At 61.6% G+C, this 20,697-nt stretch carries 24 protein-coding genes; 14 read left to right on the top strand and 10 right to left on the bottom strand.

What is annotated here, in order from left to right:
- The first annotated feature begins 155 nt into the window (after window positions 1-155).
- The 5 genes from rplM (at window position 156) to MUN81_RS03155 (ending at window position 3,158) form a co-directional block, all read left to right on the top strand.
- Window positions 156-608 (top strand): 50S ribosomal protein L13, encoded by a 453-nt coding sequence (gene rplM, locus MUN81_RS03175; protein ID WP_190924988.1) that lies wholly within the window; start codon window positions 156-158, stop codon window positions 606-608.
- 35 nt (window positions 609-643) lie between these two features.
- Complete coding sequence (gene rpsI, locus MUN81_RS03170) at window positions 644-1,030, top strand: 30S ribosomal protein S9 (RefSeq protein ID WP_191003878.1); 387 nt, start codon at window positions 644-646, stop codon at window positions 1,028-1,030.
- An 18-nt stretch (window positions 1,031-1,048) separates the two neighbouring features.
- Entirely contained in the window at window positions 1,049-1,816 is a 768-nt protein-coding gene (gene rpsB, locus MUN81_RS03165) for a 30S ribosomal protein S2 (RefSeq protein WP_245114942.1), read from the top strand.
- 103 nt (window positions 1,817-1,919) lie between these two features.
- Complete coding sequence (tsf, locus tag MUN81_RS03160; protein ID WP_245114940.1) at window positions 1,920-2,756, top strand: translation elongation factor Ts; 837 nt, start codon at window positions 1,920-1,922, stop codon at window positions 2,754-2,756.
- Between the two features lie 18 nt (window positions 2,757-2,774).
- On the top strand, window positions 2,775-3,158 hold the full coding sequence (locus tag MUN81_RS03155) for a hypothetical protein (protein WP_245114939.1): 384 nt from the start codon (window positions 2,775-2,777) through the stop codon (window positions 3,156-3,158).
- Between the two features lie 8 nt (window positions 3,159-3,166).
- Here MUN81_RS03155 and MUN81_RS03150 read toward each other — a convergent pair whose 3' ends face one another.
- From MUN81_RS03150 to MUN81_RS03140, 3 genes are all read right to left on the bottom strand, one after another.
- Window positions 3,167-4,204 (bottom strand): DUF3089 domain-containing protein, encoded by a 1,038-nt coding sequence (locus tag MUN81_RS03150; protein WP_245114938.1) that lies wholly within the window; start codon window positions 4,202-4,204, stop codon window positions 3,167-3,169.
- Between the two features lie 128 nt (window positions 4,205-4,332).
- Window positions 4,333-5,340 carry a hypothetical protein gene (locus MUN81_RS03145; RefSeq protein ID WP_245114937.1) on the bottom strand — a complete coding sequence of 336 codons (1,008 nt, stop codon included), beginning with the start codon at window positions 5,338-5,340 and terminating at the stop codon, window positions 4,333-4,335.
- Window positions 5,341-5,465: 125 nt separating this feature from the next.
- Window positions 5,466-5,867, bottom strand: a complete 402-nt coding sequence (locus MUN81_RS03140; RefSeq protein WP_245114936.1) for a hypothetical protein — start codon at window positions 5,865-5,867, stop codon at window positions 5,466-5,468.
- 165 nt (window positions 5,868-6,032) lie between these two features.
- On the opposite strand from MUN81_RS03140, the gene MUN81_RS03135 reads away from it, so the two are divergent.
- On the top strand, window positions 6,033-6,434 hold the full coding sequence (locus MUN81_RS03135) for a hypothetical protein (protein WP_245114935.1): 402 nt from the start codon (window positions 6,033-6,035) through the stop codon (window positions 6,432-6,434).
- A gap of 69 nt (window positions 6,435-6,503) precedes the next feature.
- Here MUN81_RS03135 and MUN81_RS03130 read toward each other — a convergent pair whose 3' ends face one another.
- Entirely contained in the window at window positions 6,504-8,057 is a 1,554-nt protein-coding gene (locus tag MUN81_RS03130) for a hypothetical protein (protein ID WP_245114934.1), read from the bottom strand.
- 236 nt (window positions 8,058-8,293) lie between these two features.
- On the opposite strand from MUN81_RS03130, the gene MUN81_RS03125 reads away from it, so the two are divergent.
- From MUN81_RS03125 to MUN81_RS03105, 5 genes are all read left to right on the top strand, one after another.
- A complete protein-coding gene (locus MUN81_RS03125; RefSeq protein WP_245114933.1) occupies window positions 8,294-8,548 on the top strand; it encodes a hypothetical protein in 255 nt (84 codons plus the stop codon).
- A 250-nt stretch (window positions 8,549-8,798) separates the two neighbouring features.
- Window positions 8,799-9,578 carry a hypothetical protein gene (locus MUN81_RS03120; RefSeq protein WP_245114932.1) on the top strand — a complete coding sequence of 260 codons (780 nt, stop codon included), beginning with the start codon at window positions 8,799-8,801 and terminating at the stop codon, window positions 9,576-9,578.
- A 23-nt stretch (window positions 9,579-9,601) separates the two neighbouring features.
- Window positions 9,602-10,348, top strand: a complete 747-nt coding sequence (locus MUN81_RS03115; RefSeq protein ID WP_245114931.1) for a hypothetical protein — start codon at window positions 9,602-9,604, stop codon at window positions 10,346-10,348.
- A gap of 149 nt (window positions 10,349-10,497) precedes the next feature.
- Window positions 10,498-10,716, top strand: coding sequence for a CsbD family protein (locus tag MUN81_RS03110; RefSeq protein WP_198976551.1), 219 nt, complete (start codon window positions 10,498-10,500; stop codon window positions 10,714-10,716).
- Between the two features lie 184 nt (window positions 10,717-10,900).
- Window positions 10,901-11,731, top strand: a complete 831-nt coding sequence (locus MUN81_RS03105; RefSeq protein WP_245114930.1) for a DUF1206 domain-containing protein — start codon at window positions 10,901-10,903, stop codon at window positions 11,729-11,731.
- Between the two features lie 7 nt (window positions 11,732-11,738).
- Here the strand turns inward: MUN81_RS03105 and MUN81_RS03100 are convergent, their stop codons facing one another.
- Window positions 11,739-12,962, bottom strand: coding sequence for an NAD(P)-dependent oxidoreductase (locus tag MUN81_RS03100; RefSeq protein ID WP_245114929.1), 1,224 nt, complete (start codon window positions 12,960-12,962; stop codon window positions 11,739-11,741).
- A gap of 177 nt (window positions 12,963-13,139) precedes the next feature.
- Here MUN81_RS03100 and gcvP point away from each other — a divergent pair, with 177 nt between their 5' ends.
- Window positions 13,140-16,058 carry an aminomethyl-transferring glycine dehydrogenase gene (gene gcvP, locus MUN81_RS03095; protein ID WP_198976547.1) on the top strand — a complete coding sequence of 973 codons (2,919 nt, stop codon included), beginning with the start codon at window positions 13,140-13,142 and terminating at the stop codon, window positions 16,056-16,058.
- Between the two features lie 84 nt (window positions 16,059-16,142).
- Here gcvP and MUN81_RS03090 read toward each other — a convergent pair whose 3' ends face one another.
- Window positions 16,143-16,451, bottom strand: a complete 309-nt coding sequence (locus MUN81_RS03090) for an SH3 domain-containing protein (RefSeq protein WP_245114928.1) — start codon at window positions 16,449-16,451, stop codon at window positions 16,143-16,145.
- A 232-nt stretch (window positions 16,452-16,683) separates the two neighbouring features.
- On the opposite strand from MUN81_RS03090, the gene MUN81_RS03085 reads away from it, so the two are divergent.
- A complete protein-coding gene (locus MUN81_RS03085) occupies window positions 16,684-17,283 on the top strand; it encodes a DUF4136 domain-containing protein (RefSeq protein ID WP_198976545.1) in 600 nt (199 codons plus the stop codon).
- Window positions 17,284-17,343: 60 nt separating this feature from the next.
- Here the strand turns inward: MUN81_RS03085 and MUN81_RS03080 are convergent, their stop codons facing one another.
- The 3 genes from MUN81_RS03080 to MUN81_RS03070 form a co-directional block, all read right to left on the bottom strand.
- The gene (locus tag MUN81_RS03080) at window positions 17,344-17,742 is read right to left on the bottom strand and encodes a DUF805 domain-containing protein (protein WP_280638256.1); all 399 of its coding nucleotides are present in this window, start codon (window positions 17,740-17,742) and stop codon (window positions 17,344-17,346) included.
- A 31-nt stretch (window positions 17,743-17,773) separates the two neighbouring features.
- Window positions 17,774-18,667 carry a lipoyl synthase gene (gene lipA / locus MUN81_RS03075; RefSeq protein WP_245114926.1) on the bottom strand — a complete coding sequence of 298 codons (894 nt, stop codon included), beginning with the start codon at window positions 18,665-18,667 and terminating at the stop codon, window positions 17,774-17,776.
- 182 nt (window positions 18,668-18,849) lie between these two features.
- The gene (locus tag MUN81_RS03070; RefSeq protein WP_245114925.1) at window positions 18,850-19,668 is read right to left on the bottom strand and encodes a hypothetical protein; all 819 of its coding nucleotides are present in this window, start codon (window positions 19,666-19,668) and stop codon (window positions 18,850-18,852) included.
- A gap of 106 nt (window positions 19,669-19,774) precedes the next feature.
- On the opposite strand from MUN81_RS03070, the gene MUN81_RS03065 reads away from it, so the two are divergent.
- Window positions 19,775-20,182: an OsmC family protein gene (locus tag MUN81_RS03065; RefSeq protein WP_245114924.1), complete on the top strand. Its 408-nt coding sequence runs from the start codon at window positions 19,775-19,777 to the stop codon at window positions 20,180-20,182.
- Window positions 20,183-20,260: 78 nt separating this feature from the next.
- Here the strand turns inward: MUN81_RS03065 and ytxJ are convergent, their stop codons facing one another.
- Entirely contained in the window at window positions 20,261-20,602 is a 342-nt protein-coding gene (gene ytxJ, locus MUN81_RS03060) for a bacillithiol system redox-active protein YtxJ (RefSeq protein WP_245114923.1), read from the bottom strand.
- Between the last annotated feature and the right edge of the window lie 95 nt (window positions 20,603-20,697).

Below are 20,697 nucleotides of genomic sequence, written 5' to 3'. Positions count from 1 at the left end.
CGCCTGCGAACCGAGGGCTTGAGGAGGTCATCAGAAAACTATTCAGACACTTTTGGCTATTTCCCCATAAATCAGTACCTTTGTGTCCGTTTTTCCCGAAGCCTTCGCGGCTCCGTACTCTTATTCAATAGTTTAGCATACCTTTTTTTCGACTCATGGACCACCTGAGCTTCAAGACGACCCACGTCAATAAGGCCAACGCCCAGAAGAGCTGGGTTATCGTAGACGCCAGCGTGGCCCCGCTGGGCCGCGTTGCCAGCCAAATTGCCAACATCCTGCGCGGCAAGCACAAGCCTTCGTTCACCCCCAACTCGGACTGCGGCGACAACGTCATCGTGCTCAACGCCGACAAGCTGCGCGTAACGGGCAAGAAAATGACCGAGAAGGTCTACATCACCCACTCGGGCTACCCCGGCGGCCAGAAGCGCCGCACGGTGCGCGAGCAAATGGCCCGCGACTCGCGCCGCGTAATTGAGCACGCTGTGAAAGGCATGCTGCAAGACAACCGCCTCGGCGCCGCTCAGTACCGCAACCTGTACGTGTACGCCGGCACCGAGCACCCCCACGAGGCCCAGCAGCCCGTGGCCATCGAACTGACCAACCTGTAAGCCAACGCCGGCTTACGCTTTTATTTTTCCACTAAATGGCAATTACCAACACCTCTGGTAGAAGAAAAACCTCGGTGGCCCGCATCTACATGCAGGCCGGGCAAGGGAATATCACTATCAATGACCGGGACATGAAGTCGTACTTCAGCAACGAACTGCTGGAGAACGTCGTGAACCAACCCCTGGCAATCCTCGAGCAAGTCGGCCAGTACGACATCAAGGTGAACGTGCGCGGCGGCGGCATTTCGGCTCAGGCCGAAGCCATCCGTCTGGCTATCACCAAGGCGCTCGTGAGCGACAACGAAGAAAGCCGCCCCGCTCTGAAGAAGGAGGGCTTCCTGACCCGCGACCCGCGCATGGTGGAACGCAAGAAATTCGGCAAGCGCAAGGCTCGTCGTTCGTTCCAGTTCTCGAAACGCTAATCCAGGAGGAAATACATCATGGCTCAGACGACTTATAAGGACCTGCTCGACGCAGGTGCCCACTTTGGTCACCTCACCCGCAAGTGGGACCCCAAAATGGCGCCGTACATCTTCATGGAGAAGAACGGCATCCACATCATTGACCTCAACAAAACGCTGGTTTCGTTGGATTACGCAGCCCAGGCTATTCGCAACATCGCGAAAAGCGGCCGCAAAATCATGTTCGTAGCCACGAAAAAGCAGGCGCAGGAAATCGTTACGACGGAAGCCGAGCGTTTGAAGATGCCCTTCGTGACCGACCGGTGGTTGGGCGGCATGCTCACTAACTTCGCCACGGTGCGCAAGAGCCTGAAGAAGATGGCCACCATCGACAAGATGGTGAAAGAAAACACCGCCTACGCCGCACTGGCTAAGCGCGAGAAGCTGATGATGTCGCGTGAGCGCGCCAAGCTCGACCGCGTGCTCGGCGGTATCGCCGACCTCGGCCGTCTGCCCGCTGCCCTGTTCGTAGTGGACGTGAAGCGCGAGCACATCGCCGTGAAAGAGGCGCAGAAACTGGGCATCCCGGTTTTCGCTATCTGCGACACAAACTCGAACCCCGAATTGGTACAGTTCCCGATTCCCGCCAACGACGATGCCTCGAAGTCGATTCAGCTCATCGTGAGCGTGATTGGCAAGGCCATCGAAGACGGCCTGTCGGAGCGCAAAGTTGACAAAGAAGACGCCGAGCGCAAGGAAGCCGACGAGGCTGCCATTGCCGAAAAAACGGCTGCTGACGAAGAATAGTCCCTTCTGAGCTCTTTGAAAAAAGGGAACCTTCGAGTAGTCTAGGCTCCGGAGGTTCCCTTTTTCTTTTCCCTGAATTTCAACCCAACAAACACAACATCTAATGGCCGCTATTACCGCCGCAGACGTAAACAAGCTCCGCACCATGACCGGTGCCGGCATGATGGATTGCAAAAAAGCCCTGACCGAAGCCGATGGCGACTTCGAAGCTGCGCGCGACATCCTGCGCAAGGCCGGTCAGAAAATCGCTGACAAGCGCGCCGAGAACGAAACCTCGGAAGGCTTCGTGACCGTGGCCGTGAGCGAAGACGGCACCAACGGCAAGCTGGTGGCTTTGGCCTGCGAAACGGAGTCGGTAGCCAAAGTGGCAAACTTCCGCGAGCTGGTGCAGCGCATCCTGGATGCCGCTGTGCGCACCAACGCCGCTACCAAAGAAGACCTGCTGGCCGTGAAAGAGGACGATGGCCTGACCATTCAGGAGCACATCACCGACCTGACCGGCAAAATCGGCGAGAAGCTGGACCTGACCTACGTGACCCTGACCGGCGAGAAAGTGGCTTCGTACATCCACTCCGACAGCAAGAAAGGCGTGCTCGTAGCCCTGAAAAACGTGGGCTCGGCCGACGCTGCTGCCGTGGGCCGCGACGTAGCCATGCAAATCGTGGCCATGAAGCCCGTTGCCGTTGACAAAGACGGTGTGGACTCGGCTACGGTGGAGCGCGAAATTGAAATCGGCAAAGAGCAGGCGCGTGCCGAAGGCAAGCCCGAAGCCATGCTGGAGAAAATCGCCCAAGGCAAGCTGAACAAGTTCTACAAAGAGCAGACCCTGCTGAACCAGGAGTTCGTGAAAGACGGCTCGATGACCATCGCCCAACTGCTCGACAGCAAGTCGAAAGGCATGACCGTGACGGACTTCAAGCGCGTGGCTATCGGCGCTTAATTGCAGCTTATAGTTTAAATGGAAAGCCCCGCTGGCATCGTGCCGGCGGGGCTTTTCTTTGTGATTATGAATGCCTCCGTTCACAATTCCAGTCGGTTGTCCCAAGTTGTAACTGTTCTTGCTATAATCATTGGCACACTGCTACTAGATGGATTTCTGGTAGCGTGGCTATGGGCTGATGGCGTTGACTTTGCGACGATGGACAGAGTGATGCCGGGAGAATCAGGATTTCATATAGACCCGCTGCCTCTCAGCTATAAGCTGCTACTGGGCCTACTTCTGCTTATCAATGCCGGTCTACTTTATCTATTATCAAAAAGAAGCAGGCAGTATGCATGGGGGTTTGCAGCGGGTGCTATTGTGCCAATGGGTTACTTGCTGTTTATCCTAGCATCGGCTTAGCCTTAGTATCATTTATTTAGCCACGCCCGCACCCGCGCCTGGGAATTTTCGCGGATGTTCATGTAAAACAGCGCGTAATCGGCGATGTGGCGGGAGTAGCGCAGCTTCTTTTTGCCGGAGGGTGGGAAGTGTGGGAAGCCCCGAAAGCGCGGCGCGTGCACCCAGAGCTGGCCGTGGTGAATCTGGGCATCGGTGAAATAGGGGTGGACGTGCTTGAAGCGGATGCTGACGGCGCCGCGGTTAAGGCTGGCCGGGGCTAGGGTGGAATCGAGCGTCCAGGTGAGGGGGTTGACGGCGATGCTGGGCTGAAACATCGTGGACTCGTGGCCGGCGTCAGAGGTGTTGTAGGCGACGAAGCAGTCGGTGGCCAGCGAGTCGGGGCAGGGCTTGATGGTGAGGAATTCGTTGGGCTTCACCTGGAAGCCGATGAGGTAGGCGGCCACGAGCTGGCGGCGTAGCGGGGTGGCCTTGTCGAAGAATTCGTGGAGCAAGCGCGTGGCGTGGTCGGTGCCCTGGCTGTGGCCGGCGATGATGAACGGGCGGCCCTGGTTGTAGTGCGCGAGGTAGTATTGGAAAGCGGCGCGTACGTCGGAATAGGCCAGTTCCAGGGCTTTCTGGCCGTTGGGCTCTTTGTCGAGGAAGGAAAAGAGGGTGGCCTGCCGGTAGCGCGGCGCGTAGATGCGCCCGGTGGCATTGAAAACGCTGGCCTGCTGCTTGATGGTGGTGCGGTCGGTATACTTATTCAGCCACTTTTTGCGCAGGTCGCCGTTCCAGTGGCGGGGCGAATAGTAGGTGGTGGGGTGCACAAAAAACACATCGACTTCGGCCGTGGCCTGCTCGTTGCGCAGGGTGGAATGGCGGGGCACGGCGTCGGCGGAGTCGCGCCGGGTGGGCAGGGCAGCCCAACTGCTGGCCTGGGCGTAGTCGGGTGCGGGCGGGGGCGTATATTTCTCAAAATCGCGGCCCGGCTTGAGCAGTAGCCGGATGCAGCTATTCAGCGGCAGGAGCAGCAATAGAATCAGCGCGGTGCGAAGAAAAGGTGGCAACGAGAGCATATTTTAATCAAATCCGTCATGCAGAGCGCAGCGAAGCATCTTGCCCGCAGTCACTAATTCTTTAATTGAGTTGCGCAGGCGAGATGCTTCGCTGCGCTCTGCATGACGTTTCATTAACCTTACATAGTCTCGGGCCAATGCTTCAACTCGCGCGGCTCGCCGGCTGCATCATACAGCAGGCTCATCGGCTCGGCGGGCTTGGCCACCACGTCAGCCAGCGTAATGTTCCAGCGCTGCCACATTTCGGCCAGGGTTTGGGTATATGCGCTGTTTTCCCAGGGGTTGAAGATGGCGCCGGTGACGTCGTCGATGAGGGCATCGTACACGATTTGGGTATCGCCCGGGCGCGGGTGGCGGGGGTAGATGTCGGGCACCACGTGCAGCAGGTGAGCGGCGTAGTACACGCGGGCCTTGAACTCGGCAATCTGCACGGGATGCAGCGGGCGCTGGGCATCGGCGTACACCTTGCGCATGGCCTGGCCCACGAGGCCGATATCGACCAGACAGGCCACCAGCACGGCTTTGTCGAGCTTGATGCTGAAAACGAGCGTGTTCAGGTCGTCGTCGTACTCGAAGGGCGTTACGTCTTCGGTGGGGTCGGCTTCGAGCACGAAGATGGAGCCGGGCACAAAATCAGCATATTCGGTGGGCACGCGCAGGCCCTGCAACAGCTGGAAAAACGCCTGAAAGCGACGCACCAGCGCGGCGTTTTCGGCCAGCGGGTACTTGGGCTTAATCAGCGGCTCGAACTCGTTCAGCAGCTCGGTGATGAAGATGCCGTAGAACATTTTGCCCATCCAGAGGAAGAGCGTGTCGTCGCCGAGGGCGCGCAGGGCGGCGGGGCCTAGCGCGGCGGCGGCCTCTACCCTGCTCTCCAGCTCTTCGATGCGCTGGCGGGCAGCCGGGCTGGCGGGCAGGCGCAGGTCTTTGATGAGAACAGTGCGCTGGTCGAGAAGCTGAATGGGGCGTTCGGCGAGGTGGTAACGGGCCTGCAGCCACTCAGCGAAGACGGGCACGGTATCGGCAGGGCCCACGGGCTGGCCGCTGAGGAAGCAGGTTTCGGGGCCAAAGCGCATGCCGTCGAACGGGTCGTAGGGCAGCAGGTCGGCGGGAGAGAATGGGGCCATCGGAAAAAAAAGTAGCGCGAACTTTGCAATTCGCGTCGCCTCGCACGCGGGCCGGAATGTTCGGGGCAGCGTGCGGGAGGACGCGAACTACAAAGTTCGCGCTACAATGGTTACGGCGGCGCGGGTTAGCGCGAGAGCGAATTGCCGGCTTTGAGGAGCAGCTTGCTCAGGTTGGTGAGCGGGGCGCTGTAGTCGCCGCCGGCTTCTTCGGCTACTTTGGCAGTTTCGGCGCCCAGGCTGGCCAGGATTTCGGCAATGTCGTGGGCAGGGCTTTTGGCGTCGCCCAGCAACTCGCTCAGTTGGTTGAGTTCCTGCTTGATTTTGGCCAGGCCGGGGCGGTCGGTTGCCGCGAGCACGGCAGCCCAGCGCTCAATTTCCACCACGCCCTGCGGGCCGGAATTGGCGGGCGTGCTGGCGGTGAGGAAGGTAAGCGTATCGTCGAGCAGCGCGGTGTTTTGCTGGTCGCTCACGGCCATGGGCACTTCGGGCGTGGCGGGCGTCTGCGGGGTGGCGGCGGTTGAATCCATGGGAATGCGAAATAAGGGAGATGCGTAGGGGGCTATACTAGCGCCGTGACTAAAAAGTTAGCCCGGGCCGTCTGGCGGGCCGCCAAGGCTGGGCTCCGCGCCAGGGTTACCTTTTACCGTCCTGCTTAATTAAGCGGCATCCGTTCACCTCCACTTTTATTTCTCATGCATACTTCGCTCAAAACCCTGTTTGCCGCCGCCGCTCTGGCTTTCGCTGCCACCTCCTGCGAGCAGAAAACCGCCGAAACCACCACCGCGGCCGACGGCACCACCACGACCACCGTCACCACCGACAGCATGGCCCCCAGCGCTTCGGCCGCCGAGGCCGGTGCCAAAATCGACGCCGCCGCGGCCAAAGCCGGCGATAAGCTGGAAGCTGCCGGGCAGAAGCTTGATGCCAAGATGGACGCCGCCGGGCAAAAGCTCGACGCCAAAATGAACGAGGCCGACGCTAAGATGGAAGCCGCCAGCGACAAGCTCGACGCCAAAATGAAAGCCCTGGGCGACGCCGCCAAACGCTCGGCCGAGCAAACCAAAGCCAACGTGGAGGAAGCAACGAAGAAATAAGTTTGCATTCCCCCGTTGCCAAAAAGGCCCGGTCGCAGCTGCGGCCGGGCCTTTTTGGCAATGAGAGCGCTAGGCCGCGGCCATCTCCAGCAGCACGTCGTAGTAGGGCCGGCCCAGCGTTTGGGCGCGCAGCCAGGCGTAGAAGCTGAGCACCTGTAAATCTTCGCGCTCCTGCGAGAGAAAATTGGGGATGTGGGCCACCCGGTGCACGAAGTCGGGCTGGCGGGCGGCGGTTGGGTTTTCAATTACCTCGCGCACGAAGCCCAGGTACAGCAGCACGGGGTTGTAGGGGCCGCCCACGGGCACGGCGGGCGCCTCGCCCTCGGCGGGCACGCCCGGAAACTGCTCGCGCAGGGTTTTCTCAATAGCGCGCAGGCGGCTCAGGGCCAGTTCGGAATTGCCCAGCTCAAACTGAATGAGCAGCTCGCCGATGTTTCGGTTCACCATCCATTCCAAGCCCAGGTGCTGCTCCAGCCAGTGGTCGGTGCGGCCCAGGCTGAGCATGCTGTGGTTGGCTTTGGTGAAGTTGCCCTCGGAAAAATAGTGAAACGAGAGCTGGAAGCGGGCCGTGAGGTCGTCGCCCGCCGCCAGGGGCTTGGGGCTGCGCAGCAGGGCTTCGAGCAAGGCAATGCTTTCGGCATTGCGGCGCAGGAAGGCGTAGTTGGCCGCCAGCAGGAAGGTGAAGCGCGGCACAAACTCGCCAAACTGCCGCGCCGGCCCGGCCGACAGCAAGGCCTGCCCTTTCTGCAGGTAGGCCACCGACTCAGCGAAGCGGCGCGAGCGGTACAAGGCGTGGGCCAGCATGTACAGCAGCCGAAGCTGGTGCCCGCGCTGGGCCGGCGCAAAGCCGTGCCGCCGCTCCATGAGCGTGTAGCAGCGTTCAATAAACGGGGCAAACGCCGTGAAATCGCGCCGCACCAGCATGGCGTTGCGGGCAATGGACATGAGCCGGCTCAGCAGCGAGGGCGAGCGAGCGAAGGCCTCCTGCAGGTCGTATTCGGCCAGAATTTTCTGCAGAATGTCGTCGACCGGCACGGCAGCGCGGCCGCGCGCGCGGGACTCGCGCAGGCGCTGGCGCAACAGGCTGTCGGCGATGTTGGCACGCTCTTCCTCGTCGGCGGCCTTTTTGTTGAGGCGGTAGCGCGGCAGAATCTCGTCGAGTGGCGGAGCGTAGGGCGAGTTGGCGTATTGAATCTGGAGGTTGTAGACCGCGTTCAGGGGTTCGTACTGCTCGTTTTCGTGGGCCAGCTTTTCGGCTTTGCGCAGCGTGCTCCAGGCCAAGCGCGGAATACCGGTTTCGAAGAGGTATTGGGCCAGGGTGAGTTGCCCGCGCACCGAAGCGGCGGCCGTGGTGTCGAGCTGGCGCTGGCGCAGCAGCAGGAAATCGGTGAGGTGGCGCAGCAGGCGCTTGCGCAACGCGTAGTAGGCCACGGGGTTGGGCTCGTCGGGGTAGAGGCGGGCAATGAGCTGTTCCGATTTCAGCTCCTTGGGCTGCACCAGCAGTTCGTAGAGGCGCACATCCTGCCGCCCGGCGGCCTTGCGGCGCTGCCGCTGAATGAACACGCCAAAGTCGCGCCGCTCGTCGGGGGCCAGGGTAAGCAGCGTGGTGCGCAAGTCGTCCATGCCGCCAAATTACGGCGCGGGGTGCCGCCGCCAACCAACTTCATGGGCGCCCTGGCCCACTTATTTTCTTTTTCCCGGCGCCTGGCGGCAGCGTTCTGGCAACGAGCGAAAAAGCGCCGTCATAAGGTTAAGCTGCCGCTCCCGCCCAAGCTCAGCCGTAGCGTTTTGCCGGGTTACCTTTTGCCGAAGCAGCTCATTAACCTCGTATTTCAACCATTCCTTTCCCCAACAACCCAATGAAAACGTCCTTCAAAACCCTGCTTATGGTGGCCGCTCTGGGAGCCTTCACCGCCACGTCGTGCTCCGAGAAAAAAGCCGATGAAACCGCCAACTCCGTGGAAAACACCGCCGACCAGGCCGGCGACGCTATGGACAATGCCGTGGACAGCGCCAAAGCCGACATGGCCCGCGAACCCGGCGACACCGCCGTGGTGCGCAACACGCCCGCCGACAAAGTGGTGGAAGAAGTGCCCGCCACCCCGCAGAAATAACGCCTGCACGCAGCAGCAAAAAGCCCCGCTACTTCGGTAGCGGGGCTTTTTTTATTGCTTGAGAAACGAGCTTTAAACGTAATTACCCTATATTCATAATATCCTCAAAATTACCCTTAACTCATTAGTAATCAATTATTACCCACAATAAATACCTGATAGAGAAGTCCGATTTCACTACAAATGAGCTGGCTTCCCGCCGCGCAAAAATCCACCTTTAGGCATGGTTCCACTTTAACCCCGACTTGCCATGCGGACATGCCTACTCGTTTTTTTATTCCTGCTGCTGGCCGGCGGCGCGGCCCGGGCCCAAGACGTGCTCACCAAGCGCAACGGCGAGGAGCTAAAGGTGAAGGTGGTTGAAATCACGCCTTCGGAGGTGAAATTTCGCCGCGCCGACAACCTCGACGGCCCGCTCATCAGCGTGTGGCGCACCGATGTGTTCATGATAGTGTATGCCAACGGCGTGAAAGAGGTGCTGAACGCGGCCACCATTTTCCAGACAACGGGGCCGCCCAGCCCTCCCGCGGCCGTGCGCGCCGCCTTCCCCGGCGAAGTGCCCAAGGTGGGCAACGAAGACCCCAACGACGCGGTGCTGGAAGAGCCCATCCGGCTCGACGGGCCGCGCGTGGGCGTCACGTTCCTTTCCAGCGGCGTGCGGAGCAAGGCCCTTGAAGAAGGCGTGGAGGTGGGCGCGGTCATCACGCAGTTTGGCTGGCAGTTCGAAAGCCGCCTGTTCCGGTTGCCCAACGGCGTGAGCGGACTAGTGGAATTTGTACCGCTGGTGGGCGGGCTCGAACAGGGCCGGTTCCTGCCCAGCATCAACGGCCTGCTGGGCATTCGGGGGGCCAAGGGATTCGAGTTTGGCGTGGGCCCCAACGTGACGCCGCTGGGTGCAAGCCTGGTGCTGGCCATGGGCACGTCCATCCGCTCCTACGGCGTCAACTTCCCGGTGAACCTGGCCGTGGTGCCGGGCCGCGACGGCATGCGCGTGAGCTTGCTGGTGGGCTTCAACGCCCGGCACCGCTAATGCCACTGGATTCCTTCTCTACCATGAAAAACCTACTGCTTTCCTGCGTCTCGTGGCCTCTGCTGGGCTGTGGAGTGCTGCTCCTTGCCAGCAACGGGTGCACCAAGGACGACACGTGCTCAACTGGCGACTGCATCAGGGTGACGGGCCGGGTCGGAACCGGGCACCGCTCGGCTACTCCTGTACCCGGCGCCCAGGTTCAACTCCTGGCCGCCACCTACGTGCCCGGCATTTTTTCGTCTTCGGTCAAGGAATCCCTCATCGAAAGCACCAGCGCCGACCAGCAGGGCAACTACACCCTTCAGTTTGACCCGCGGTTCCGGCCCGCGCCCGATTTTTACCGCCTGCGGTTCACCAACAAGGGCTACGGCTCTACTCAGGGCGGGATTATAGAGCGGCAATACCGCGACCTTTCCCTGGCGCCGGGCACCCAGCGCAACGAGCCCATACACCTGGTGCGCCTGACCGGCCAGCTGCGCGTGCTGATAACCGGCTTTCCCGGTGCGTCGGCCACCAACAGCACTTATACCTCGGTGTCGTATGTGGGCTACCAGGGCAATTACTATACCGGCGTGGGGGTGACGCTGTACCGCCCCGGCACCCAAACCGAGGTGGGCCCGTCCGGCGTGACCGAAGCCACCTGCACCACCGCCGCCAACCAGTACGCGCACGTCGTCATCTACAAAACCAAAGCCGGCATTCACACCCAAGTGCGCGACAGCATCTACTGCCCCTCGGGAACGGAGGTCACCTACGTGCACGCATTTTGAGGAACCCGGTCGCCGGCAGAAGCCCGAAGACGTACAAAATTCTGGCATTCTGAATATGGGGTTCAACGCACCCACCAGCGGGGCCGTACAAGCCCAACTGTTATACTTCTTCCCATCCACATTTCCTTACCTTTTCAACCCTTTCACTCATGGACCTCAACCAGAATAACCTCAACGACCAAACCGAGCTCAAAGCCCGCGGCAACTGGAACCAGCTGAAAGGCGAAGCCAAGCAGAAGTGGGGCCAGCTGACCGACGACGACCTCGACTACGAGGACGGCAAACAGGACGAGTGGTTTGGCCGCCTGCAAGAGAAAACCGGCCACGCCGTGGAAGACATCAAGAACTGGTTTAACCGCACGTTCTAGCCCGCGCACCTTTCCCCAACAACGCCAGGCGCCTTCCCTGAGCCCACGCCGGTGCGTTGTTAGCAAAAAGCCCTTTCCGGCAACGGAAGGGGCTTTTTAGTTATGGTTTGCCGGCCGCTTTTATCCTCGCATGAGCGGCTGTGCGTATGCCATTGCGCTGCTTAACGTCATTATTACCGCTGCTATGTCCACCACCGACTCCCTGCTTGCTGCTGTTCCCCGCACCCCCACTTCCGGCATTCGGGCGCTGGCGCGGCTGGGGTTTGCGGCCATCGGGGTGGTGTATGTGCTGATGGGCGTGCTGGCGCTGCTGGCAGCCTTTGGCCAGCGCGCCGGAGCCCATGCCGACAAAGAAGAGGCCGTGCATCACCTGCAGGACCTGCCCGCCGGCAGCGTGCTGCTGGGCCTGATTGCGGTGGGGCTGCTCGGCTACATTGTGTGGCGCTTCACCCAGGCCATCCGCGACACCGAGGGCAAGGGCAACGGGGCCAAGGGCTGGGTCTTTCGGTTTTGGTACATCTGCAGCGGCCTGTTCTACAGCGGCCTGGCCATCTATGCCGGCAAGCTGGCCCTGCATGGCCGCGCCGAAAAGGGCACCGACTCCTCCCAAAGCCTGGCCACCCACGTGCTGGCCTGGCCCGCCGGCGACTGGCTCCTCCTCATCGCGGGCCTTGTCGTTATCGGCATTGGCCTTTTTCAGGGTTACCGCGCTTTCTCGGGACGGCTCAAAAACGATGTGGATAGCCAGCACCTCAGCGCCGAGCAGGCCCGGCTAGTGTTCCGGGCCGGGCAGGTCGGCGTCACGGCCCGCGGCGTGGTGGTGGCCATCATCGGCTACTTTTTTGTGCAGGCCGGCCGGCAGTCCCGCGCCGGCGCCGTGGGCAGCACCGACGAAGCCTTCGATTTCCTGGCCACCATGGGGCCGCTGGCCCTGGGCGTAGTGGCCGCGGGCCTGCTGGCCTACGGGCTGTATTCGCTGGTGCAGGCCAAGTACCCGCTGCTGCGCGGCCTGTAGCCGCAGCCTACGCCTGCACGGGAGCGGCCACGTAATCGGCCAGGTACTGATAGCGGGGCATCAATTGTCCGTCTTTCGCAATGGTGGCGCGGGCAATCACGCCCTCAGTGTCATTGCCCAGCAGGTGAGGCAGCACATTGTCGAGGAGCTGGCGGCCGAAGTCGCGGCTGGCGTTGCGGGGCAGCTCACAAGGCAGGTTGTCCACAGCCATCACCGTTATGTTATCGGGGCGCGAGTAGGCGGGCTCCAGCTGGCCGGTGGCGGGGTTGTAGTCGAACGCCGGGTCGGCAATGGTGCTGCTGCGCTTGGTGGTGGGCACCGAGCCATCGACGTCGCAGGTCACGTCGGCAATGGTGTTGATGCGGAAGCCGGGCAGGCGCGTGTCGGCCTCTTCAAACAGCTTAGGCGCCGCCGGGTGCCAGTAGGCGCAGGCAATGAGCAAATCCGTCACGGGCAGAAACGTGCCAAACGCCGACTCATATTCCTGCGGGTTACGGTGGAAGTCGGGAGTGTCCCACACGCGGCCGTCGCGGCGGCGGTTGTAGTCGGAGCTGCGCAGCTGGGTATACACGGGCTCGTTGAAATCGAGGTAGAGGTAGTCGTACACGCTCACGCGCCGGATGCCCATGCGGTCAAGTACTTCCAGCGCGCCTTGGGCCACGCGGCCCGAGCCCGTCACGGCCATTTTGATGGGCGGCAGCTTCTTCACCTTGAAAAACTCTTCCTGCATGTCGTCCATGTCCACGCACTGGTAGGCAGGCTTGAGGTCGTAGAGGCCGTGCTTGCGGCCGTAGGTGAGCAGGCCGTTGTAGGCCCCCACGATGCCGGCGTAGCGCCCAAAGGCCACGATGCGCTCGCCCCGGGCGTTGGTCAGCAGCTCGTAGTCGACCAGGGTAATGTTTTTCTTCAATACCTCCTGCAGCAGCTTGCGGTTGGCGGGCTGCTTTTTCACGGTGTGCGAGAAAATGAGGTAGGTTTTGTTGGCAATGAGCTGGTCGACGGCCACTTCCTTCACGCCCATCAACACGTCGCAGTCGCTCACGTCGTCGCGCACTTCCAGGCCCAGGTCGCGGTATTCCTGGTCCGAATAGCTCCGAATGGGGCTGCTTTGCACCGCCAGGCGCAAGTTGGGAAAGGTACTTAGGGCTTCCACGCATTTTTTGGGCGTGAGGGGCACGCGCTTGTCGGGCGGGGTTTTGGTTTCGCGCAGCAGGCCTACGGTAATGGACATGGGTGGGAATCAAAGGGTGGATGGGAGCTGCAAAGCTAAAGTTTTCGGGGATGTGCGCGGCCAGCGGCTTGGGCGGCACCCGGCTTTTGCCCGGCATTTGGCACCGGCGGCAATCCTTTCGGGGCTACCTTTGTTGTCTCCGAAACCAGCCCCCACTCCCAACCTTTATTCGTCTTTATGTCGTTGAAATTCTCGCCAGTTGACGTTTTCGAAGCCCGCCACAACGCCCCCGGCGCCGACGAGCAGGCCGCCATGCTTCGCGCCATTGGCGTGAGCAGCATCGAGCAGCTCATCGACGAAACGGTGCCGCCGGCCATCCGCCTCAAGCGTCCGCTGGAGCTGCCGGCTGCCCTCAGCGAGCGGGCCTTCCTGGCCAAGTTCAAGCAGATTGCCGGCCAGAACCAGGTGTTCAAGTCCTACATCGGCCTTGGCTACCACGATACCACCCTGCCGCCGGTTATTCAGCGCAACATTCTGGAAAACCCGGGCTGGTACACCGCTTACACGCCTTACCAGGCCGAAATTGCCCAGGGCCGCCTCGAAGCCCTCATCAATTACCAGACGATGGTGATTGACCTCACCGGCCTCGAAATCGCCAACGCCAGCCTGCTCGACGAAGGCACCGCCGCCGCCGAGGCCATGCACATGCTGCACAGCCAGACCAAGAAAAAAGGCGCGCACCAGTACTTCGTGTCGGAGCAGGTGCTTCCCCAAACCATCGACCTGCTGCGCACCCGCGCCACGCCGGTGGGCATCGAGTTGGTGGTGGGCGACCACCGCCAGATTGACCTCAGCAACGAAGGCTTCTTCGGCGCCATGGTGCAGTACCCCGCGGCCGACGGCGAGGTGTTTGATTACAAAGACTTCATCGCCCAGGCTCAGAAGAATAACGTTTTCGTGGTGATGGGTGCCGACCTGCTGGCCCTCACGCTGCTGACTTCGCCCGGCGAGCTGGGCGCCGACGTGTGCGTGGGCAACTCGCAGCGCTTCGGCGTGCCAATGGGCTATGGCGGCCCGCACGCCGGCTTCTTCGCCTGCAAAGACCAGTTCAAGCGCGTGATTCCCGGCCGCCTCATCGGCCAGAGCGTGGACGCCGCTGGCAACAAGGCCTACCGCATGGCCCTGCAAACCCGTGAGCAGCACATCCGCCGCGAAAAAGCCACCTCCAACATCTGCACCGCGCAGGTGCTGCTGAGCGTGCTGGCCGGCATGTACGCCGTGTACCACGGCCCGCAGCGCCTCCGCCAGTTTGCCGTGAACACCCACGTGCTGGCCCAAACCCTGGAAGCTGGCCTGAAGAAGCTGGGCGTGGAGCAAACCAACGAAAGCTACTTCGACACCCTGAACCTACGCCTGGAAAGCGCCGAGCTGCAGCAGGCCCTGCGCCAGGAAGCCGAAGCTGCCCGCATCAACTTCCGCTACTTCGATGACGTGCGGGTGGGCATTTCGCTCAACCAGAACACCGAGCTGCACGACGTGGCCGACATTCTGGACGTGTTTGCCAAAGTGCTGGGCAAGGAAAGCGACCAGCTGGCCGAAGCCGTGGAAGCCACCGAGCTGCGCGTGCCCGCCAGCCTGCAGCGCAGCAGCGAGTACCTCACGCACCCCATCTTCAACACGCACCACGCCGAGCACGAGATGCTGCGCTACATGAAGCAGCTCGAAAACAAAGACCTCAGCCTAGCGCACAGCATGATTCCGCTAGGCTCGTGCACGATGAAGCTGAACGCCACCGCCGAGATGATTCCCGTGACCTGGGCTGAAATCGGCGGCCTCCACCCCTTCGCTCCGCTGGAGCAAGCCCAGGGCTACCAGCAGATTTTCTCCGACCTGCAAGCCTGGCTGTGCGAGGTGACCGGCTTCGCGGCCGTCAGCCTGCAGCCCAACTCCGGCGCGCAGGGCGAATACGCCGGCCTACTGGCCATCAAAGGCTACCACGACGCTCGCGGCGACCACCACCGCAACGTGGCCCTCATCCCGGCCTCGGCCCACGGCACCAACCCCGCGTCGGCCGTGATGGCCGGCATGCAGGTGGTGGTGGTGAAGAGCACCGAAGACGGCAACATCGACGTGGCCGACCTCAAAGCGCAAGCCGAGAAGCACGCCGCCAACCTGAGCTGCCTGATGGTGACCTACCCCAGCACGCACGGCGTGTACGAGGAAACCATCATCGACATCTGCGAGACCATTCACCAGCACGGCGGCCGCGTGTACATGGACGGCGCCAACATGAACGCCCAGGTGGGCCTCACCTCGCCCGCCAACATCGGCGCCGACGTGTGCCACCTCAACCTGCACAAAACCTTCTGCATTCCGCACGGCGGCGGTGGCCCCGGCGTGGGCCCCATCGGCGTGGTGGCCGACCTCGTGCCCTACCTGCCCGGCCACGCCGTGGTAGCGGTTGAGGGCCGCGTGAACGGTTCGGTTTCGGCCGCGCCGTGGGGTTCGGCCAGCATCTTGCCCATCAGCTACGCCTACATCTCGATGATGGGCGGCGAGGGCCTGAAGCGCGCCACCGAAATCGCCATCCTGAACGCCAACTACATCAAGGCCCGCCTCGAAGAGCACTACCCGGTGCTGTACTCGGGCAGCCACGGCCGCTGCGCCCACGAGATGATTCTCGACTGCCGCCACTTCAAAAAGGCCGGCATCGAAGTAGAGGACATCGCCAAGCGTCTGATGGACTACGGCTTCCACGCCCCCACCGTGTCGTTCCCCGTGGCCGGCACCCTGATGGTGGAGCCCACCGAAAGCGAAAGTAAGGACGAGCTCGACCGTTTTTGCGACGCCATGATTTCCATTCGCAAGGAAATTGCGGCCGTGGAGGCTGGCCAGGCCGATGCCAAGGAGAACGTGCTCAAGCACGCCCCGCACACCGCCGCCACCGTGCTCACCCACGAGTGGACTCGCCCCTACACCCGCGAGCAGGCCGTGTACCCCATGGACTACGTGCGCGCCAACAAGTTCTGGCCCAGCGTAAGCCGCATCGACTCGGCTTACGGCGACCGCAACCTCATTTGCAGCTGCACGCCCATCGAGCAGTACGCCGACAAGGAAGAAGATTTGGTGCAGGCCGACAAAGGCCCGTCCTACTAACGGTAACTAGGTAACTGAGTAAAGAAAAAGCCCGCTTGACATCTCAGGCGGGCTTTTTCTTTACTCAGTTACCTAGTTGCTCTGTTACTTACTGCCCCGCTCGCCGAAGCAGCGGCGGTCCATGTAGCCGGTTTGCACCAAGCCATTTTTTTCGAGGCGCACACGCACAAAGTAGGCGTTGATGGTATCGAGCACCTGCACTTCGTTGCCGGCAGTGGTTTGCGTGAGCACAGTGGAGGTTTTCTTCATGCCGTCGTACACGGGGCAGTCCACGATGGTGTTGTGCGGCACCGGCACGGCGTTGGAGGAGGTTTGGCGAAGCTCGTCGCGGGAAGAAGTGCAGGCGGACAGCATGCCGATAATGGCCAGAACCAACAAGACAGTACTTTTCATTGACGAAGCAGGAACGAGGGAATGGGAATTTGGGGGTAAGGTAGGATAAAATCCTTTTATGTCAATGTTGCAGGCCATTCTCACGCCTGCGCCATTCTCGTTTTGCACTCCATAAAAAGTGAACGCCGGCGTTGGGTTTTTCGTTAGTACAGCAGCCCCGAAAACCACCGCGCTTCTCGCTGAGACGCGGGTTTTTAGGCTCTTACCTCACTCAGTATCCTACCCTTCTTTTATGAACCGCATCACCCGATTCCTGGCTCATCCGGTGGCCCTGGTCGCCGCGAGCTTAGTGCTGCTGCTGGGCCCCAGCGGCTGTACTTCCGCCGCCCGTGTGGGCGTCACCAACGACTTTGACCACGCTGTGAACTTCCGCGCCTTCAAAACCTGGGCCTGGTACCCCCAGCAGCCCAAAGACGCTGAAGGTGGCCCTGCTAAAGGCTACGAGTCCTTCCTCGACAAGCGCATGCGCGCTGCCGTGGCTGCTGAGATGACGGCCAAGGGCCTGACCGAAGTGACCTCGGCCCCGGATATTTACGTGGCCTACAGCGCCCGCGTAGAAGACAAGCAGCAAGTATCGCCCTACTACAATGGTCTGGGCTACCCCTACGGCTACGGGTATGGCTACTACGGCCGCGGCTACTCGCCCGTGACGCAGTACAAAGCCGGCACCGTGGTGATTGACATCATCGACGCCCGCCGCAAAGAACTTGCCTGGCGTGGCACCGGCCAGGCCCAGGTCGACCAGAACACTATTGACGAGGCCGAAACCCACCGCATCGTGAACGGCATCCTGAGCACCTACCCGCCCCAGGGCAACAACGCCCGCCGCTAGCCCCCGGCAGGTACAAGCACAAAAAAGGCCGCTCCAGCATTGGAGCGGCCTTTTTGTTTGTCACGTTTCGGAGGCAGATTCGGCTTCCGGGTCTTGTACAAGCAAGGGAGGAAGCAGATAGGGTCGTTTGGGGTCGGGACCAAAACGATTGGGGCCGACGGTACCCTGCACGAGCTGCAGGCCGGCTCCCAGCACGTAGCTCACGCCCGGCAGCAACATCACAAGCCACCACCAGGCCCGCAGGTCCAAATCGTGCAGCCGCAACGCCACCTGCACCATGGTCAGGTACAGCACGGCTACGATGCCTACCAACGCACCCAAAGCCAAGCCGGCCGGCACGTCGCTCGCATAGAGCAAGCCGGGTATTGCGTAGAACAGGATTGCCAGGGCATAAAGCCCCAGCAGCCGCAGCAGGTAAGCACGACGGCGCAAGCGCCCCTTAGCAGTAAAAAAGGCCATATGTTGATTTTTGGCCCAATATACTGCGTCCTTACACCGGCACGTTAACGTGGCGCTCGGCGTGGTAGGAGCTGCGCACCAGCGGGCCGCTTTCCACGTATTTGAGGCCGCGGCGCAGGCCCTCTTCGCGGTAGTGGGCAAACTGGTCGGGGGTGATGAACTCGGCGACGTCGAGGTGGCGCTTGGTGGGCTGCAGGTACTGGCCCAGGGTGAGGATGTCGAGGCCGTTGGCCACGAGGTCGTCCATGGCCTGGTACAGCTCGTCGGGCTTCTCGCCCAGGCCCAGCATGATGCCCGACTTGGTGCGGTGGCCGGCCTGCTTGGTGCGGCGAATTTGCTCCAGGCTGCGGTCGTAGCGAGCCTGCGGGCGCACGAGGCGGTAGAGGCTGCCCACGGTTTCGATGTTGTGCGAAATCACTTCCTGGCCGCCCGAAATCATCACGTCCAGCGCGTCCCAGTTGGCTTTCACGTCCGGAATCAGGGTTTCGATGGTGGTGCCGGGCGAGAGCTGCTTGGTGAGCACCACCGTTTCGCGCCATACGCTGGCGCCGCGGTCCTTGAGCTCGTCGCGGTTCACTGAGGTGATAACGGCGTGCTTCACTTTCATGAGGGCAATGGCCTCGGCCACGCGGCGGGGCTCGTCGAGGTCGTACTCGGTGGGGCGGCCGGTGGCCACGGCACAAAACGAGCACGAGCGGGTGCAGATGTTGCCCAGAATCATGAACGTGGCCGTGCCCGCACCCCAGCACTCGCCCATGTTGGGGCAGTTGCCGCTCTCGCAGATGGTGTGCAGCTTGTGCTCGTCCACGAGGCGGCGCACGGCGGCGTATTCTTCGCCCACGGGCAGCTTCACGCGCAGCCAGTCGGGCTTGCGGGGGCGGGCAGGGGCAGCCGTTTCGGGCTGGATAACGGGCAAATCAATCATTTTCAGTTAACGATTAGCAGTTAACAGTGAGCAGTTAACCCTATGAAAAGCAATTCGCGGCCAAATCGTTTCGACTTGGCAAGCCATACAAAATTAACTCCCGAAACGTGTGCCGGACACAATATCCCTTCCGTCCCCGGTGGGGCCGTCGTTAACTGCTCACGCTGAACGGCTAAGTGCGCTTAGCTGCGGTGGCCGAAGTACAGCGTGAGGTATACCGACGGAAAAAACTGCCGGTTCAGCCGGTCGGTTTCGGCCAGGTTGCTGGGGCTGAGGATGACCATGCGCTTGGTGAAACCTTCCACCAGCACGCCCACTTCGACGCCGGTCACGGCGTCGCGGTAGCGGCCGTACTCAAAGCTGAGGCCGCCGCGCGCGTGGAAGCCGGGCACCACCTTGGTTTCGCCGATGCCGCTGAAGAGCGGGCCGTGGTCGAGAATGACGTTGGGGTCGACGTGCTTGAGCGGGTCGTATTGCTCGTTGCGGATGTCGTCGGTCTGGATGTTGATGACCTGCGTGCGGGCCGCCGTGTAGTCGTAGCTGATGTAATAAGGCATCAGCAGGCCGATGGACGGGCCCACGCTCAGCAAGCCGTTGACCTGCACGCCGGCATCGGCGGCCTTGCGAAACAGGATGCGTTGCATGCCAATGGACGGCCGCAGCACAAAGGCATAGTTGGTTTTACGGTCAACGTAGCTACCGCCCACAATGGTATTCACCGTGAGCTCCTTGGCCTTGTCCTTCAGCATCACGCCCTCAATGCTCCAAAAGCGGAGCAGGCGGTCGTCGAGCACGCGCGAGGAACGCACCGACGCGCCACCCAGCAGGCCGCCCTGGGTGTTGAAATTGATGCCGTACACGACTTCTTTGCTGTACGACTGCTCGTCGGAGGGCGCGGCCGGGACGATTTCCGAGCGCACGGGTGCCTGGGCCCGGGCCCCAGCGGCGACGAGCAAACCGAGGGCCAGCAGCCCCCCAAAGCGATGAAGAGAAGAAAACATAGTCGACCGAAAATGTACTCCGTAAACCGCTACCGGCCCGGCCCGGTTCACAGTACGTAATTTAGCGAAATAAGAAACTTCCTGGTAAAGGTAACTGCCTGACTTGATGAACACCGCCACTGCCCGCTACGCCGGCCACCTCCGCACCGAAGCCACCCACGTGGCCTCCGGCTCCGTTATTCAGACCGATGCCCCCGTGGATAACCACGGCCGGGGCGAAGCGTTTTCGCCCACCGACCTGGTGAGTACCGCCCTTGGGGCCTGCATCATCACGACGATGGGCATTGTGGCCGAGCGCCACGCCTGGGACCTCACCGGCAGCACCTTCAACGTTACCAAGCACATGAGCACGGAAGCCCCGCGCCGCATTGCGCAAATTGACGTGGCGCTGACGCTGCCGGCCGCGCTTGATGCCAACGCCCGCACCGTGCTGGAGCGCGCCGCCCACACCTGCCCGGTAGCCCTGAGCCTGCACCCCGACCTGGTGCAGAACGTGGTGTTCGAGTACAAATAGCGGCTTGGTGGAGTGATGGAGTGGTGGATTAATCGGAAAAGCCTTGGCAATCCACCAACCCACCACTCCGCCCATCCACTACTTCACCACTGCCTGCACGTCGCTGAGGCGGATGCCCATGTGCGAGGCATCGTAGGCGCATTCGCCGTCTTTGATGAGCAACAGTTGCGGCGACTCGTGACGCACGCCAAACTGCTCGGCTATCTGGGCCGAGAGGGGGCGAAAACGCAGCAGGTCGAGGTAATAAATGGGTAGGTCAAGGCCGCTGTCGGCCCACTGGCGCTCAATCTTGCTTTTGGCCGCCGCGCTGATGGAGCAGGTGGTGCTGTGCTTGAAAATGAGCACCGGCTGCTCGTGCGAAGCCTGGGCGAGGTCGGTAAGTTGTTCGGGTTGGGTAAGGGGAAGCCAGGGGGTCGACATTCGATATGAAGATTGGTGAAGCAAGCCGCCGCCCGAAGACGCGCTCAGAAGCGCGGCCGGGCGGCGGGGTGCCGGTACTACAAAGTTGGGGGGGA

Source organism: Hymenobacter sp. 5317J-9 (assembly GCF_022921075.1).
GTDB lineage: Bacteria > Bacteroidota > Bacteroidia > Cytophagales > Hymenobacteraceae > Hymenobacter.
The sequence above is the reverse complement of the archived record's forward strand: the minus strand, read 5'-3'. Positions and strand labels throughout refer to the sequence as shown.